This window comes from Nocardia cyriacigeorgica (assembly GCF_029868385.1).
Classification (GTDB): Bacteria; Actinomycetota; Actinomycetes; order Mycobacteriales; family Mycobacteriaceae; genus Nocardia; species Nocardia cyriacigeorgica_F.
Window position 1 is genome coordinate 34028 of the sequence record NZ_JARWNX010000051.1, and the last position, 18961, is coordinate 52988.

At 69.6% G+C, this 18961-nt stretch carries 1 protein-coding gene; it reads right to left on the reverse strand.

The genetic code is table 11. The annotated features are described in order from the left end of the window. Positions 1-136 precede the first annotated feature (136 nt). Complete coding sequence (locus QH168_RS15550) at positions 137-18751, reverse strand: non-ribosomal peptide synthase/polyketide synthase (protein ID WP_432421109.1); 18615 nt, start codon at positions 18749-18751, stop codon at positions 137-139. Between the last annotated feature and the right edge of the window lie 210 nt (positions 18752-18961).

The following is an 18961-nucleotide window of genomic DNA, read 5'->3' on the forward strand; positions in this document are numbered from 1 at the left end:
GGGCGGCGACAGCCGTAAAAATCCCCCCACGAATTGTTTTCACACCTAACTACTAGCACACGGATTCCGGGTCCGCTGCTGACTGCTCGCCGCGCGGATCGGGCGCTGTGGCCGCCGGTCGGCGGCCACAGCGCGGCTATCGCTCCGTGTGCCACGCCTCCTTCAGAACCGCGGCGATCTGGGCCAGTCCGGCGGCGGTGGTCATGCGCCAGTGCGTTGTCGTCACCGCGTGGTTGTGCACCGTCCCGTCCACGACCTCACCCCAGATGGTCGCGCCGACAGCGCCCGTCGGGTCGTCGAGCGCCGCGGTGAAATAGATGACGTCGCCCTGGTAGGTGGGCGGGGTGTAGCCGCTGCGCAACTGCACCGAATGCACCGCGGCATCCAGGATCCGGCCGACCCGTTCGGCGCCGAAGGAGGCGAACGGCTCCGGCAGTTCGGCCACCAGCTGTGGCAGCGCCGCCCAATCCAGATCGGCGACATTGCCGAGATCACCGGTCAGATCGCCGAGCAGACCGCCGATCAGTTCGGCGACCGGCACCTGCCCGGTATCGCTGGTCACCGTGCCCGGCGGATCGGACATATAGCTGTCCATCACCGCGAGAACCGCCACCTGCTCGCCCGCCTCGCGCAACCGCACCGCGATCTCGTGGGCGATGACGCCGCCGAACGACCATGCCAGCAGGTGGTACGGCCCGCTGGGTTGGACGGAGCGGATCAGTTCGAGATAGCGCTGCGCCCAGTCCTCGATCGATTCCGGCAGTGCCGCCGCCGCGGCGAGCACCGGGGTCTGGAGCCCGTAGATCGGCCGATCCGAGTCGAGATGGGCGGCCAGACCGGCATAGGACCAGGAGATCCCGGAAACCGGGTGGACGCAGAACAGCGGTTCGGCCGAGCCTTCGGCACGCAGGGGCAGCAGCATATCGAAGGCCGCCTCGGTATCGATGCCGTCGTTGGCGCGGCGACCGAAGTCGGCGACGAATTCCGCGGGCGTCGGTGCGGTGAACACCCGCATCACCGGAATCCTGGTGCCGAGCGCCTCCGATAGCAGCACCGTCAGTTTCGCCGCGATCAGCGAGTTTCCGCCGTGCTCGAAGAAGTTGTCGTCCATGCCGAAACGGTCGACCCCGAGCACGGTCGCGAAGCTCGCCGCCACGGTCTCCGCGAGTGGTGTGGCCGGTGCGCGGTAGGCGCGCGCCCGGAACCGCGGTGCGGGCAGCGCACGCCGGTCGAGCTTGCCGTTCGCGGTGAGCGGGAAGCTGTCGAGCACCATGATCGTGGCGGGCACCATGTAGCCGGTGAGGAATTCCGCCACTCGCGTACGCAATTGGACCGGGTCCAGGTCCACCCCCGCCTCGGGCAGGACGTAGCCGACCAGCTGATCACCGAGGGTGGCGTCGGAGTGCACCACGACCAGGGCCTGGCGCACACCGGCGCAACGCAGCATGGCCGATTCGATCTCACCGAGTTCGATCCGGAAGCCGCGCAACTGCACCTGCTGGTCACCGCGGCCCGCGTAGGCCAGACCCGCCTCGGTCAGCGAACCGCTCCAGCGGGCGAGATCGCCGGATCGGTACATCCGGGATCCGGGCGGTCCGAACGGGTCGGCGACGAACCGGGTGGCGGTCAGGCCAGGCCGGTTCCGGTAGCCGCGCGACAACTGGGCGCCCGCCACATGGATCTCCCCCGGTGTGCCGAGCGGCGCCGGATGCAGGCGCCGGTCCAGCACATAGGTGTCGAGGCCGGGAAGGGCGCGCCCGATGAGGCTGGCGGGATCGTCCACCATCTTCTCGTCGAGCGCCAGGAACGACACGTGCACCGTGGTCTCGGTGATGCCGTACATGTTGACCAGCCGTGGCGCGTCCACCGGATGACGTTCGTACCAGCGGGCCAGCTGCCGCAGATCCAATGCCTCGCCGCCGAAGATCACATAGCGCAAGGCGAATTCGTCGCCGGGCGCCGCGGTGTGGTCGAAGGCCACCAGCTGATAGAACGCCGAGGGCGTCTGGTTCAGCACGGTGACCCGCTCGCGAATCAACAGTTCACGCAGCAGTTCCGGTGAACGCGATGCCGCGTAGTCGACGACCACCACACTGGCACCGGTCACCAGCGCGCACCACAGTTCCCAGACCGAGAAGTCGAAGGCGAACGAATGGAACAGCGTCCAGACATCGCGGGAATCGAACTCGAACAGCGGCTGGGTGCTCGTGAACAGTTCGATCGCGTTGCGATGGGAGACGCCGACGCCCTTGGGCATACCCGTGGAGCCGGAGGTGTAGATGACGTAGGCGAGGTTGTCCGGCCGCAGCGGCGCCAGCCGCTCCCGATCGGTCATCGGTGTGTCGTCGAAGCCCTCCGTCTGTTCCAGCAGCACCGTCGGGGCGTCGATCTCCGGGACGGCCGACTGCTGATCGGCAGTGGTCAGTACACAGACCGGCGCGGCGTCGGCGAGCACATACCTGAGGCGCTGCGCCGGGTAGGCGAGGTCGATGGGCAGATAGGCGGCACCGGCGGTGAGCACACCGAGCAGGGCCACCGGCAGATCCGCGGTGCGCTCGACGGCCACCGCCACCAGGGTTTCCGGTCCGGCACCGGCGGCCACCAGTGCGCGGGCGATCTGGTTGGCGCGGCGGCACAGCTCACCGAAACTCAGTGTCACCCCGTCGAAGCGCACGGCCACCGCATCGGGCCGATGTCTGGCTTGCGCGGCGATCAGCTCGGGAAGTGTCGCTGCGGGCGCGGGGGCCGGTGGCAGCGTACGGCCGGGCAACAGCGCGGCCCGCTCGCCCAGGGCGAGCAGGTCGATATCGCCCACCGGCAGGGTGGGATCACCCGCCACCGCCGTCAGGATTCGGCCGAAGCGGTCGGCGAAGCCGCGCACCGTCGCCGGATCGAACAGATCGGAGGCGAAGGTGAACTCCGCGTACATCCCGACCTCACCGTGTTCGGCGTCGACGCCGGTCCCGGCTTCCCGGATGGTCAGCGCGAGATCGAACTTCGCGGACTCGGTGTCGAAATCGACCGCCTCCACCCGCAATCCGGGCAGATCGAGACTGCTGGAGGGCAGGTTGTCGAAGGTCAACGCCACCTGGAACAGCGGATGACGCCCGGTGGAGCGTTCCGGTTCGATCAGCTCCACCAGATGTTCGAAGGGCAGATCGGCGTGGGCGAAGGCCTGGAGGTCGGTGCTGCGGGTCTCGGCCAGCAGCTGTTCGAACGACAGCTGCCCCGGCACCCTGGTCCGCAAGACCAGGGTGTTGACGAACATGCCGATCACATCGTCGAGTTCACGCTCCCCGCGTCCGGCGACCGGCGCGCCGATGGCGATATCGTCGGTGCCGCAGACGCGGGCCAGCAGCACCGCGAGGGCCGCGTGCACCACCATGAACAGCGTCGCGTTCTGATCGCGCGCGAGTTTACGCAGGGTGCGATGCAGATCGGCGTCGATCTCGAACCGGACCCGGTCACCGGCGAAGGTCTGTACCGCGGGGCGCGGACGGTCGGTGGGCAGGGCGAGTTCCTCGGGCAGCCCGGCCAGCGCCTCACGCCAGTAACCGATCTGGCCGGAGATGACGCTGCCCGGATCCTCGGCGGAGCCGAGCATCTCGTGCTGCCAGAGCCCGTAATCCGCGTACTGGATCGCGGGCGCGGACCATCCCGGCGCCATACCCGCCGCGCGGGCGGAGTAGGCGAGCATCAGGTCGCGGGTGAGCGGGGACATCGACCAGCCGTCGGCACTGACGTGATGGGCGACGAACACCAGGACGTATTCCTCGGCGGCCGGGTGCAGCAGCGCGATGCGGAACGGGACCTCGGTGGTCACATCGAAGCCCGTGGTGACCAGCCGGTGCACCACCTCCGGGAGCTGGGCCGGGTCGACCGGGGTCGGGTCGAGTGTGACCGCCGCATCGGCCGGATCGAGGATCTGCTGGATCGGCCCGTCCGGTGTCTGCGGGTAGCGGGTGCGCAGTGATTCGTGCCGGTCGATGACATCGAGGACGGCGTGCCGGATGGCGTCGACGTCGAGTCGGCCGATCAGCCGGATCGCGACCGGAATGTTGTAGGCCGCCGAATCGGGTTCGAACTGGTTGAGGAACCACATCCGCCGCTGCGCCGCGGACAACGGAATATGTTCCGGTCGTGGACCCGCCACCAGCGGACGGCGGTTGCCGGAACCGGCGTCGCGTTCGACGCGCACCGCGAGTTCGGCCACCGTCGGCGCCTCGAACAGCACCCGCACCCCGACGGTCGTGTCGAGGGCCGCGCCGATCCGGGCGACCACCTGGGTCGCCAGCAGCGAGGTCCCGCCGAGTGCGAAGAAATCGTCCTCGGCGCCGACCCGTTCCCGACCGAGCACCTCGGCGTAGGCACCGGCGACGATCTCTTCGACGGGGGTCGACGGCGCGCGGTGGCCGCGGGTGGCGAATTCTGGTTCGGGCAGCGCGGTGCGGTCGAGTTTGCCGTTGACGTTCAGCGGCAGCGCGTCCAGCACCACGAACGCGGCGGGCACCATGTACGACGGCAGCACCGCGTCCAATGCCGCGACGACCTGCGCGATATCGATGCCGTCTGCGCCGGAGGGCACCAGATAGGCCACCAGCCGGTCACCGGCGTATGCGTCGGTATGCGCGAGCACCGCGGTCGTGGCGATCGACGGCAGCGCGAGCAACGCCGCCTCGATCTCCCCCGGTTCGATGCGGAAGCCGCGGATCTTGACCTGGTAGTCGCTGCGGCCCCGGAATTCGAGTTCGCCCTCGTGATTCCAGGCGACCAGATCACCGGTGCGATACATCCGCTCGCCGGTGCCGAAGGGGTCGGCGACGAACCGTTCGGCCGTCAGATCCGGGCGGGCGTGGTATCCACGCGCCAATTGCGCACCGGCCAGATACAACTCGCCCACCACACCATCGGGCACCGGGCGCAGGCGACGGTCGAGCACATAGACCCGGTTGTTCCACTGCGGTGTCCCGATCGGCACGATGTGCTCATCGGCGTCGGTGACCAGGTGGCCGGTGATCGACACCGCCGCCTCGGTCGGACCGTAGAGGTTGAACAGCTCCGCGTGCGGATGCTCGGACCGGAATCGGCGCGCGAGCGCGGCCGGCAGCGCCTCACCGATGGCGAGCACCCGCCGCACCGATTCCGGGACACCGGCGGTGAGCAGCAGATCCAGCATCGACGGCACCAAGTGCAAGGTGCTCACGCGCTCACGGGAGATCAGCCCGCTCAGGTACACCGGATCGCGGTGTCCGTCGGGTGCGGCGATCACCAGGCGGCCGCCGCAGGCCGCGGCGGTCCAGAATTCCCAGACCGACAGATCGAAGGTCGCGGCCGTCTTGAGCAGCACCGCGTCCGCGGCGCTCAGACCGAAGTGGCCGGTCTGATACCGCAATTGGTTGACGATCGCGGCATGCGATACCGCGACGCCCTTGGGCCGTCCGGTCGATCCCGAGGTGAAGATCACGTAGGCGGTGTGCTGCGGGTGCAGCGGTGCGAGCCGTTCGGCCTCGGTGACGGGTGCGGTGCCGAATCGGTCGAGCGTCAGCTCGTCCAGTATCACGACCGGCGCCACCTCGGTGGTGAATTCGGTGGCGCCCGTGGTGAGCACACAGATCGGCGCGGCGGTCTCCAGGATGTGGTGGACGCGGTCGGCGGCCTGATCGGGATCGACCGGCACATACGCGCCGCCCGCGGCGGCCACCGCGTACATGGCCACCACCAGATCCACCGAGCGCCGCACCGCCAACGCCACTCGCGTCTCCGGGCCGACACCGCGCGAGATCAGGTACCTGGCCAGTCGATTCACCCTGGCGTCGAGCTGACCGTAGGTCAGTACGACGCGGCCGCGGCCGGGCACATCGGCGGCGACGGCCACCGAATCCACCGATCCGGCGGCGGTGGCGGCGAACAGTGAACTCAGCGTCGCGGCATCGTCGAACGGCGCCGCGGTGGAGTTTCGCGCCACCACTGCGAGACGGCGCTCGTCCGGTGTCAGGATCTCGAGATCACCGATCGCGGTGGAGGTATCGGCGGTGATGGCCGTCAGCAGGCGCAGCAGCCGGTCGGCGAAGCCGCGTGCGGTCGACTCGTCGAAGAGGTCGCTGGCGTAGGTCAGGACGCCTTCGATGCCGGTGGGTGCGCCCGCCTCGTCGTAGCCGTCGGCCACGATGAGGTGCAGATCGAACTGCGAGACGCCGGTGTCGACATCCAGTCCGGCGACGGTCAGGCCGGGCAGTTCCAGCGCCGCGGAGGCGAAGTTCTGGAACGACAGACCCACTTGGAACAGGGGATGGCGTGCGGTGGAGCGTACGGGGTTCAGCACCTCGACCAGGCGCTCGAACGGCACATCGGCGTGACCGAAGGCCTGGATGTCGGTTTCCCGCTGCCGCGCGAGCAGTTCGGGGAAGGTCTGCGCGGCATCGACCCTGGTGCGGAACACCAGGGTGTTGACGAACATGCCGATCAGCTCGTCCAGCACGGCCTCACCGCGCCCCGCCGCCGGGGTGCCGATCGCGATGTCGTCGCTGCCGGACAGGCGGGCCAGCAGGACCGCGAACGCGGTGTGCAGCACCATGAACAGGGTGGCGCCCTCACCGCGGGCGAGCTGGATCAACGCCCGATGGGTGGCGGCGTCGATGCGCACCGCGACCTTGCCGCCCGCATAGGACTGCGCGGCCGGACGCGGCCGGTCCGACGGAAGATCCAGCTGGTCGGGCAGATCGGCGAGCTGGTTCGTCCAGTAGGCGAGCTGGGCCGCCGCCGCGGAGGTGGGGTCGTCCTCGGCGCCGAGCAGCTCACGCTGCCAGATGCTGTAGTCGGCGTACTGCACCGCCGGTGGTGTCCAGGCGGGCGCCGAACCCGACGACCGAGCCATGTACGCGGTCATCAGATCCCGGGTCATCGGCCCGACCGAGGAGCCGTCGCCGCAGATGTGGTGGATCACCATGGCCAGCACATGCTCCGGCGTACCGGTCGAGGCGTCGGTGATGCGCAACAGCGCGATCCGCAGCGGAACTTCCGCGGTGACGTCGAAGCCCGCCGAAATGACGGCCGCGACGGCGGATTCGATCTCCTCGCCCGCGACGTCGACCGGATCGAGCGCTATCGAGTGTGCGGGAAGCACGACCTGCACCGGGCCGCTGCTGGTCTTCGGATAGACGGTGCGCAGGATTTCGTGCCGGGCGATCAGATCCCCGACGGCCGCGCGCAGGGCCTCGACGTCCAGATCACCGGTCAACCGCACCGCGACCGGCACGTTGTAGGCCGCCGAATCGGTGTCGAACTGGTTGAGGAACCACATCCGCTGCTGGGGCAGCGACAGCGGGATACGCTCCGGCCGTGGACGCGCCACCAGCGCCGGACGCGCCTCGTCGGCGCCGTGCGCGGCCAGCGCCGCCAGACCTGCGACGGTGGGGGCCTCGAACAGGGCCCGCACGGGCACGGTGGTGCCGAGCGCGGCCCCGATCCGAACCGCGACCTGGGTGGCCAGCAGCGAATTGCCGCCGCGAGCGAAGAAGTCGTCGTCGGCGCCGACCCGATCGAGGCCGAGCACATCGGCGTACACGCCCGCGACGATCTCTTCGAACGCCGTGGCGGGGGCACGCGAGGACATGGTCTCGATATCGGGTTCGGGCAGGGCCGACCGATCCAGTTTGCCGTTCGCGGTCAGCGGCAGTGCGTCGAGCACCACGACGTGGGCGGGCACCAGATACGACGGCAGCACCTCGCGCAGCGCCGAAACAATCTGCGCCGGGCCGATATCGGCCGCGACGACGTAGGCGACCACCCGATCGCCGAGGTGCGGATGCGAACGCACCATCGCCGCGGCCTGTGCGACCGCGGGCACGGCCAGCAGCGCCGCCTCGATCTCGCCGAGTTCGATCCGGAAACCGTTGACCTTCACCTGCGAATCGTCGCGGCCGTGATAGCCGAGTTCGCCCGCACCGTTCCAGGAGACCAGATCGCCGGTGCGGTACATCCGTTCGCCGGTGCCGAACGGATCGGCCACGAAGCGGTCCGCGGTCAGCTCCGGCCGGTCGTGGTAGCCGCGAGCGAGCTGCGCACCGGCCAGATACAACTCACCGACGACGCCGTCGGGGACCGGACGCAACCGCTCGTCGAGGACGTAGACGCGGGTGTTCCAGGCCGGTACGCCGATCGGCACCGAGGTGTGATCGGCGGCGCCGACCCGATGGCTGGTCACCGAGACGGCGGTTTCGGTGGGGCCGTAGAGGTTGTACAGATCCGTCCGCGGCAGCGCCTGGCGCACCCGCTGGGCGAGCCCGGCCGGGAGCGCCTCACCGATGGCGAGGATGCGCCACACCGAATCGGGCATCCCGGTGGTGATCAGTGCGTCCAGCATGGACGGCACGGTGTGCAGGGTGGTGACCCATTCTCGCGTCATCAGTTCGGCGAGGTAGGCCGGATCACGATGACCGTCGGGCGCGGCGATCACCAACCGTCCGCCGCAGACCACGGCGGTCCAGAACTCCCAGACCGACAGATCGAACGCGGCGGTGGTCTTCAGCAGGACCGCGTCGGCCGGATCGAGGCCGAATTCGGCCGACTTCCAGAGCAGTTGGTTCACGATGGCGGCATGCGAGACCGCCACGCCCTTGGGCTGTCCGGTGGACCCGGAGGTGAAGATGACGTACGCGGTATGCGCGGGCCGCAACCCGGTGACCCGATCCGCATCACGGACGGGTGTTGTCGCGAAGGCGGTGAGATCGAGTTCGGCGGGCCGCACCACGGGCGCGATATCGGTATCGATATCGATGCCGGAGCCCGCGAGCACACAGACCGGTGCCGTGGTGGCCAGGATGTACTGGACGCGCCGCGCGGGCTGGCTCGGATCCACCGGCACATACGCCGCGCCCGATGTCGCCGCCGCGTACATGGCGACGACCAGATCGATCGACCGCTCGAACACGAGGGCCACCCGGCTCTCCGGGCCGACGCCCCGCGAGATGAGGTAGCGCGCGAGCCGGTTCACCCTGGCGTCGAGTTCGCCGTAGGTCACCTCGACGGTGCCCTCGTCGGTATCGGCGACGAGGGCCACCGCATCCGGTGCCGCCGCGACGGTCGCGTCCAACAGCGACGCCAGCGTCTGCGTCGGGTCCACCTGGTGCGCGGTGCGGTTGCGGCCGTCGACGATCCCGGTGCGTTCGACGGCGTCCAAGATCTCGATCGCCCCGACCGGTCCGGCGGGGTCGGCCGCGACGGCGGCCAGCAGCCGCGCGAAACGGGCGACGATCCGCTGTGCGGTCGTCTCGTCGAACAGATCGTGTGCGTAGGTGAGATAGCCGCCGATGCCCGCCGGGACGCCCTCGCCGGTGTAGCTGTCGCTGACGATCAGATGCAGGTCGAACTGGGAGACCGCGGCGTCGATCGACACCGGAGCGATCGTCAGACCCGGCAGCTCCAGCGACGCCTCGGCCAGATTCTGGAACGACAACCCCACCTGGAACAGCGGATGCCGTGCGGTGGAGCGAGCCGGGTTCAGTACCTCGACCAGGCGCTCGAACGGGATGTCCGCGTTCGCGAAGGCCCTGACCGCGTTGTCACGCTGCCGCAGCAGCAGATCGTCGAACGATTCACTCGCCTCGACCCTGGTACGGAAGACCAGGGTGTTGACGAACATGCCGATCAGATCATCGAGCGCCGCTTCACCGCGCCCCGCGATCGGGGTGCCGATGGCGATATCGGTGGCGCGGGACAACCGCGACAGCAGGACCGCGAAGGCGGCCTGCACCACCATGAACAGCGTCGCGTTGTGCGCACGCGCGAGATCGGCGAGGCCGCGATGGGTTTCGGCGTCAATGGCGACCTCGACCTTGCCGCCCGCGTAGGTCTGCACGGCGGGACGCGGCCGGTCGGTGGGCAGCTCGAGCCGGTCGGGCAGTCCGGCCAGATTCCGCTGCCAATAGTCGATCTGGGTGGCGCCCATCGAGGCCGGGTCCGCGTCGTCACCGAGCAGTTCGCGCTGCCAGAGGCTGTAGTCGGCGTACTGCACCGGCAGCGGCGGCCAGGCGGGGGCGGTGCCGGTCAGGCGTGCGGTGTAGGCGGACATCAGGTCTCGGGTGAGCGGCCCGAAGGACGAACCGTCGGCGCAGATGTGGTGCACCACCATCACGAGCACATACTCGGCGGGCGTGGCCTCGGCCACCCGCACCAGCGCCATCGCGACGGGTACCGCACGGGTGACATCGAAGGTCGTCGAGATCAGCTCGGCCACCGTGGATTCGATATCGGCGCCCGGCACGGTCCGCTCGTCCAACCGGGGCAGTGCCTGCTCCACCGGAAGGATCACCTGGCCGGGACCGTGCTCGGTCCGCGGGTACACGGTGCGCAGGATCTCGTGCCGTGCCACCACATCGGCGATGGCCGAACGCAATGCGCTGACATCCAGTTCGCCGGTGAGACGGATCGCGATCGGCACGTTGTACGCGGTCGAGTCGGTGTCGAACTGGTTGAGGAACCACATGCGCTGTTGCGCGGGTGAGAGCGGGATGTGCGCGGGCCGCGTCGTGGCGATCAGCGGCGCCCGGCCGCCCGTGCCCGCTTCTTCGGCGACCCGCGCCGCCAAGGCCGCCACGGTCGTCGCCTCGAACAACAACCGCACCGGGATCTGTGCGTCTAGCTTGGCTCCGAGCCTGGTCGCGGCCTGGGTCGCGATCAGCGAGTTCCCACCGAGCTGGAAGAAGTCGTCATCGGCGCCGAGCGGCCGCTCGGGATGGAGCAGTTCGGTGAACACGGCGGCGACGAGCTGTTCGACCCGCCCCGAGGGCGCCCGGAATCCGGTGGCGTGCAGTTGTGGTTCGGGCAGGGCCCTTCGGTCGAGTTTGCCCACCGGGGTCAGCGGGATCTCGTCGAGCACGACCAGCGCGGTCGGCACCATATGCGCGGGCAGGACCCGGCCGAGTGCGGCGAGAACCTCGGTCGTATCGATCGTGGCGCCCGCGGCGGGAAGCACATACGACACGAGGATGGTGGCCCCGGAACCGGAGGTGCGGCCGAGGGTGACGGCGAAATCCACCTCCGGGCGCGCGGCGAGGACGGCGTCGATCTCGCCGAGTTCGATCCGGAAACCGCGGACCTTCACCTGGAAGTCATTGCGTCCCACATACTCCACGGTGGGGTCACCACCGGTGGCACGGTGCCGTACGAGGTCGCCGGTGCGATACAGCCGCGATCCCGGCGGGCCGTAGGGGTCGGCGACGAAACGCGCGGCGGTCAGCCCCGGCCGGTCGTGGTAGCCGCGCGCGAGCTGGGCGCCCGCGAGGTAGTGCTCACCGGTGACGCCCGCGGGCACCGGACGCAATCGGGTGTCGAGCACCAGCGAGGACATACCGGGAATCGGTGCGCCGATCGTGACCGGCGCCTCCGGGACCAGCGGTTCGCTGATATTGGTCATGATGGTGGTCTCGGTGGGCCCGTACCCGTTGTAGAACTCCCTGGTCCGCCGGCCCGCGATGGGCAGCACCCAGCGCCGCACCAGCTCGGGTGGGCAGGCTTCGCCACCGGAGATCACCACCCGCAGCCGATCGAGGCCGGTGGGATCCATCGAGGTGAGCGCCGCGGGCGTGATGAACGCGTGGGTCACCCGTTCCCGCCGCAGCAGATCGGTCAGCTCCGCCCCGCCGTAGACCGTCGGTGCGGCGACCACCATCGTGGCCGCACCGCCCACCGCGAGCAGCAGTTCCAGCACCGAGGCATCGAAGGACGGCGAGGCGAAATGCAGGGTGCGCGAACTGCTGGTCACCCGATAGCGGTCGCGCTGTTCGGCACAGAATCCGGCCAGCCCGGCCTGGGTGACCACCACACCCTTCGGGGTGCCGGTGGAGCCGGAGGTGTAGATGACGTAGGCCGGATGCTGCGGGCGCAGTGGCCGCGGGCGGTCCCGGTCGGTGATCGGATCGGCCGTCACGGTGGCGAGTTCGTCGGCGCAGGCCGCTGAATCGAGCGCCAGCCACTCGACCGTGTCCGGCAGCGAACCCTTGGCTTCGGCAAGGGTGAGACCGAGGACCGCACGGGAATCGGCGACCATATGCGCGACGCGGTCGGCGGGGTAGCCCGGGTCTACCGGTACGAACGCCGCGCCGGTCTTCGCGATCGCCCAGACCGCGAGCACCGATTCGACCGATCGCGGTATGCCGACGGCGACCAGATCTTCCGGGCCGATGCCGCGCGCGAGCAGCGCCCGCGCCAACCGGGTGGATCGTTCGTCGAGTTCGAAATAGTCCAGTTCGTCCAGTGTCCGGGTGGCGTCGGCGACGATGACCGCGACGCCGTCGGGGTTGTCGTCGACGGCGGCCGCGAGCAGATCGGGCAGCAGCGCGATGTCGACAGGCTCGACCTCCGCCGGACGCGGCGCGGTCCTGCCGCCGACGACGCGGGCCTCGTTCTCGTCCAGGATGTCGATATCGGCCACCTGCGCCGACGGATCGGCGGCCACGGTGGTCAGAACGCGGGCGAACCGGCGGGCGAATGCCGCGACGGTCGGCTCGTCGAAAAGATCGGCGGCATAGGCGAAGACCACGGCGATCCGGGCCGGAGCACCGTCCTCGCCGTGGGTGGGTTCGACGATCACCTGGAGGTCGAATTTCGCCGTGATCTCACCGGTGTCGAGTGCGCGGACGGTGAGGCCGGGCAGTTCCAGGACCGGCTGCTCGAGATTGTCGAACGACAGCACCACCGACAACAGCGGGTTACCGGTGCCGCTGCGCGCGGCGTCGACCTCCTCCACGACCCGCTCGAACGGAATATCGGCATGGGCGAAGGCCGACAGATCGGTCTCCCGCACCTGATCGAGCAGGGTTGCGAAGGTGGCCGACGGCGCGAGTTCGACGCGCAGGGCGAGGGTGTTGACGAACATGCCGACCAGCTCGTCGAGTGCGCGCTCGCCGCGCCCGGCGACCGGTGTGCCGATGACGGTGTCGGTGCTGCCGCTCAATCGTCCCAGCAGCACCGCGAGCGCCGCGTGCACCACCATGAACATCGTCGCGTTATGTGCCCGCGCGATACCGATCAGCTGCTGATGCACCTCGGGCTCGACGGTGATCGCCGTCGACCCGCCGCGCCCCGACGGCATCAGCGGCCGTGGCCGATCGGCGGGCAGTTCCGGTGCCGCGGTGAGCCCGGCCAACTGGTCACGCCAGTACCCCAGCTGCTCGGCGGCGATCGAGGTCGCCGACTCGTAATCGCCGATGGCCGCACGCTGCCAGATCGCGTAATCGGCGTACTGCACCGGCAGTTCGGGCCAGTCCGGTGCGGCACCGTTGGTCCGCGCGAGGTAGGCGGCCATCAGGTCGCGCGCCAGGGGCGCCAGCGAGGCGCCATCGGCGGCGATGTGGTGCACCACCAGGACGAGCAGATGTTCGTCACCGGAACGCAGCAACCGCAATCGCAGCGGCGCGGTGGCGGTGACATCGAAGCCGGTCGCCATCAGGCTCGCGACGGTTCCGGTCGGATCGTGCGTCTCGTCCTCGACCAGACCGTCGGGCAGGACTTCCCGCACCGGCAGGATCTGCTGGTAGGGCAGTCCGTCGGCATCGGCGGGGAATCGGGTCCGCAGCGCTTCGTGCCGCTCGAGCACATCGACGACGGCGGCGCCGAGCGCGGCCCGGTCCAGATTGCCGGACAGCCGGATCGCGAACGGCATGTTGTAGGCACCGGATTCGGGTTCGATCCGGTTGAGTACCCACATCCGCTGCTGTGCCAGCGACAGCGGCACCCGCTCCGGGCGTTCCATCCGGACCAGCGGCATACGTGTGCCTCCGCGCCGGGAGCCCACCCGCGCGGCGAGCGCGGACACGCGGGGCGCGTCGAAGAGGTCGCGCACGGTGACCTCGGAGTCGAGGGCCTCGTTCAGCCGGGCGACGACCCGGGTCGCGAGCAGCGAGTTGCCGCCGAGTGCGAAGAAGTCGTCATCGGCGCCGACCCGCGCCATACCGAGCAGATCCGCGAACACTCCCGCGACCGCCTGCTCCACCGGATCGGTCGGCGCCCGGAACTCACCGGCCTCGAACACCGGCTCCGGTAACGCCCGACGCTCCAGTTTGCCGCTGGCGTTCACCGGCAGATCCGCGAGCACCACCACCGCCGACGGCACCATGTACGCGGGCAGGTATTCGGCGGCGGTGTCGAGCAGATCGCGCTGCTCGAGCGTACGGCCCGGTCGCGGCACCACATAGGCCACCAGCCGGTCGCCCAGATCCGACGGCCGCACCAGGGCGACGGCCTGGCTCACGTCGGGCCGGGTCAGCAGGGCCGATTCGATCTCGCCGAGTTCGATCCGCTGGCCACGGAACTTCACCTGGAAGTCGGTGCGCCCCAGGTATTCGAGGCGCGCCGGTGCGTCCGCGCTGGGCGCCCGCCAGACCACCAGATCACCGGTGCGATACATCCGCGCGCCGGGTTCGTAGGGGTTGGCGACAAAACGTCCGGCGGTCTGCGCGGTCTGCCGGATGTAGCCGCGGGCCAGCTGATCGCCCGCCAGATAGAGTTCGCCGCGCACACCCGCCGGTACCGGCCGCAGCCGCGAATCCAGCACGTACACGCGGGTATTCCATTGCGGGAGCCCGATCGGCACCGTCGCCTGCGCGCCATCGCCCGCGGGCCAGTAGGTGACCGATACCGCGGCCTCGGTGGGCCCGTACAGGTTGTGCACGCCCGCGTCGGTGACGGCGCCGACCGCCCGCACCGTCTCCGGTGGCAGCGCCTCACCGATGACGAAGATGTCGCGCAGGCTCGTCAGCGCGGCGGCCGGGGCGTGCGCGGCGAAGACCGTCAGCATCGACGGGACGAAATCGGTCACGGTCACCCGGTGGGCGGCGATGAGCCGCGCGAGATATTCGGGGTCCCGATGCCCGTCGTGATCGGCGACGAGCAGTTCGGCGCCCGCCCGCAGCGGCATGAGATAGCCCCACAGCGAGACGTCGAAAGTGGTCGCGGTCTTCTGCAAGTACACATCACCCGGAGCCATCGGATACTGCGCGAGCATCCACCGGGTCTGGTTGTCGATCGCGGCGTGCGAAACCATGACGCCCTTGGGGCGTCCGGTCGAGCCGGAGGTGAAGATCACGTACGCCGGATGCTGCGGCAGCACCGGCCGCAGCAGCTCGTCGTCCTGGATCGGCGCACCGGACAGCAGCGCGGTGCCGATGGTGTCCAGACGCAGCACCGCGACCTCCTGCGGCAGCGGCGGCGCGTCGGCGCCGGTGGTGAGCACACAGACAGGCCCCGCGGTGTCGAGGACATGCGCGATCCGCTCGGCCGGATGATCCGGGTCGACCGGGACGTAGGCGCCACCGGCGGTGAGGATCGCGTACATGCCGACCACGAGGTCGATCGAACGCCGCAGCGCGAGACCGACCATCGTCTCGGGCCCCACACCGTGGCTGATGAGCACCCGCGCCAATCGGTTGACCCTGGCGTCGAACTCGGCGTAGGTGAGCGCGGTGTCGGCGTACCTGATGGCGATCGCGTCCGGATACTGGGCGACCGTGCGCCGGTAGCCCGCGAGGACCGGCTCGGTGACCATGGGGTGATCGGTGGCGTTCCAGTCGGTGAGGACGGCGACGCGTTCGTCGGCGTCGAGCAGATCGATATCGCCGACCACCCGGTCCGCCGAGACCGCGACGCTCGCCAGGATCGCGCACAGCCGCCGGGCGAAACCGGCCACCGTCGCCGCGTCGAACAGATCGGTGGCGTAGGTGAACGCCGCGGAGATCCCCGCCGGATTGCGGCCGTCGGTCCGCGGCACCATGGTCAGATCGAGATCGACCTTGGCCAGCGGCACCGCCATATCGACGGTGGAGACGGTCAGATCGGGCAGCTCCAAGGCCTCCGACGCGAAGTTCTGGAACGTCAGCATCACCTGGAACAGCGGATGATGCGCACCCGAGCGGACCGGATCCAGCAGTTCCACCAGCCGCTCGAACGGCACGTCGACGTGGCCGAAGGCTTCGATATCGCGGGCGCGGACCTGCTCGAGCAGTTGGGTGAAGGTGTGCTCGGAGTCGACGTCGGTGCGCAGCGCGACCGTATTGACGAACATGCCGATCAGCTCGCTCAACGATGCGTCGGCACGTCCGGCGACCGGCGTACCGACACAGATGTCGCGGGTGCCCGAGAGCCGGGCGAGCAGCAGCGCGAACGCCGTGTGCACCACCATGAACAAGGTGCCGTCGTGACGTTGCGCCAGCCGCTCCAGCGCCGCGTGCACGGTGGCGTCGATCTCGAATGCGCAGGTGGCGCCGCGACCGGAGAACACCGCCGGACGCGGGTGGTCGGCGGGCAACTCCAGATACTGCGGCAGATCCGCCAACCGGTCGCGCCAGAACGCGATCTGCCGGGCGAGCAGTGCGGCGGAATCGGATTCGTCGCCGAGCGTCTCCCGCTGCCACAGCGTGAAGTCAGCGTACTGCACCGGCAGCGGCTGCCAGGCCGGAGCCGAACCCAGCACGCGGGCGGAGTACGCGACCATCAGATCGCGCGCCAACGGCGCGAGGGAGGTGCCGTCACCGGCGATGTGGTGCATGACGCAGATCAGCACATGTTCGTTCTCGCCCACCCGCAGCAGCCGCAACCGGATCGGCGGGGTCGCGGTGACATCGAATCCGATGAGCACGGCGGCAAGGACTCGTTCGGCCAGCTCGGCTTCGGTGCAGGTCTCGACGTGCAGCTCGGGAACGGCCTGCGGGTCGGTGAGATCGTGCACGCACTGGGTGCCGACGCCGTCGTATTCGGGATAGCTGGTCCGCAGCACCTCGTGACGGCGCACGAGATCGGCGATCGCGGCACGCAGTGCGGCCTCGTCCAGCTGTCCGGTCAACCGGACGGCCAGCGGAATGTTGTTGGTGGCGGCCGCCGGATCGAACCGGTTGAGGAACCACATCCGCTGCTGCGCGTACGACAGCGGGATGCGATCGGGTCGGGCGACCGGACGCGGTGCGGAGTAGGGCCGGTCGGCCGAGGCGTGCACGCGAGCGGCCAGCTTCGCCACCGTCGGCGCCTCGAACAGCCAGGCGACCGGCACACGTGTCCCCGATACCGTGCTCAGGCGTGCGGTCGCCTGGGTGGCGAGCAGCGAATTGCCGCCGAGTTCGAAGAAGTCGTCGTCGGCGCCGACACGCAGATCGTCACCGGCGTCGGCCGAGCCGAGCAGTTCGGCGAAGATCGCCGCGACCTGCTGCTCGATGGGCGTGGCGGGCGCGCGGAACTGCCTGGTGCGCAGCACCGGGGCGGGCAGGGCGGCGCGGTCCAGTTTGCCGACCGGGGTCAGCGGCAGTTCGTCGAGGACGGTGATCGCTGCCGGGATCATGTACGTCGGCAGCGTCTCGGCCAGGAACTCCGAGAGTTCGTCGATATCCACCTCGACCCGCCCGGCGCCGGGGTCACCGGGCGAGCGCAGGCGCGGCAGCACATAGGCGGCCAGCGCCGCGCCCGTCGGCAGCGTCACGCCGAGGGTGGCGGCGTAATCGATGGCCGGGTGGGCGGTCAGCGCGGCGTCGATCTCGTGCAGTTCGATCCGCAGACCGCGGATCTTCACCTGGAAATCCACGCGACCGTGGTATTCGAAGACCCCTGAGGTGTTGCGCCGCACCAGATCTCCGGTGCGATACATCCGCGCGCCGCTGGTCTCCCCCGGTACGAACGGATCGGCCACGAATCGTTCGGCGCTGAGGCCACGGCGATACAGGTATCCCTGGGCGAGCGCGGGCCCCGCCAGATACAGCTCGCCGACCGTGCCGTCGGGCACCATGCGCAGCCGCGAATCCAGCACATAGGTGGCCATGCCCGGCACCGCGGTGCCGATATGCACCGGCTCCCCGGCCTGCAATGCCGCGGTGCTGGCGAAGATGGTGGTCTCGGTGGGGCCGTACACGTTGAATACGCGGCGCCCGTCGCGCGCCCATCGATCCACCAGCTCGGCCCGGAGCCGGTCGCCACCGGACAGCACGGCGCGCAGCTCGCCCAGTCCGGTCGGATCGACCGATTCCAATGCCGCCGGGGTGATGCACAGATGGGTCACCCGTTCACGCCGCAGCAGCTCGGCGAGTTCGGCGCCGCCGAACACCATGGGCGGCACCACGACCAGGGTGGCGCCAGCGGCGAACGCGAGCAGCATCTCGATCACCGAGAAGTCGAAGCTCGGCGTGCACAGATGCGTCACCCGCGAATCGCGGTCGACACCACGCAGCGAGATCTCCGAGGTGACCAGGGCGGCCAGCCCGGCATGGGTCACCGCGACGCCCTTCGGCTTTCCGGTGGAGCCCGAGGTGTAGATGACGTACGCGATGTGCTGGTCGGTCAGCGTCCGCACCCGATCCTGATACGACACCGGATGCCCGGGCAGGGCCGCGACGCCGGTGCGCACCGCCGGGTCGTCGACGGTGATCCACTCGATTCCGGCGTCCGGCAGGTCGCCGCGATGCGCGGCCGTGGTGATGCCGAACGCGGCGCCCGAGTCCGACAGCATGTGCGTGATCCGCTCGGCGGGATAGCCGGGGTCCACCGGCACATAGGTCGCACCGGTCTTGGCGACCGCCCACAGCGCGAGCACCGATTCCGCCGAGCGCGTGATGGCCACCGCGATGAAGTCGCCGGGGCCGAGCCCGCGATCGATCAGGTATCGAGCCAGGCGTGAGGATGTCTCATCGAGCTCTCGATAGGTGAGGGCGCGCTGGTCGGCGGGGTCGCCGGACGGGTTGTCCCGAATGGCGATCGCATCGGCCGCGGTGTCGACCATGGCGGTCAGCAGCTGCACCAGCAGCAGGTTCCGGGAGCGGCGATGGGCAGTACGGCGGCGCCCCGAAGAGCGAGTGGCAGTCATACGGGGGCGGTTCACTCTCAGGGTCGATCCGGTCCGCCGGGCCCCCGGATCCAGCGGTGACTCTCGCACCGCGCGGCCCTCACCCGAACGTGTTTTGCTCGGACCTTATCGACGCCTTGACACGGC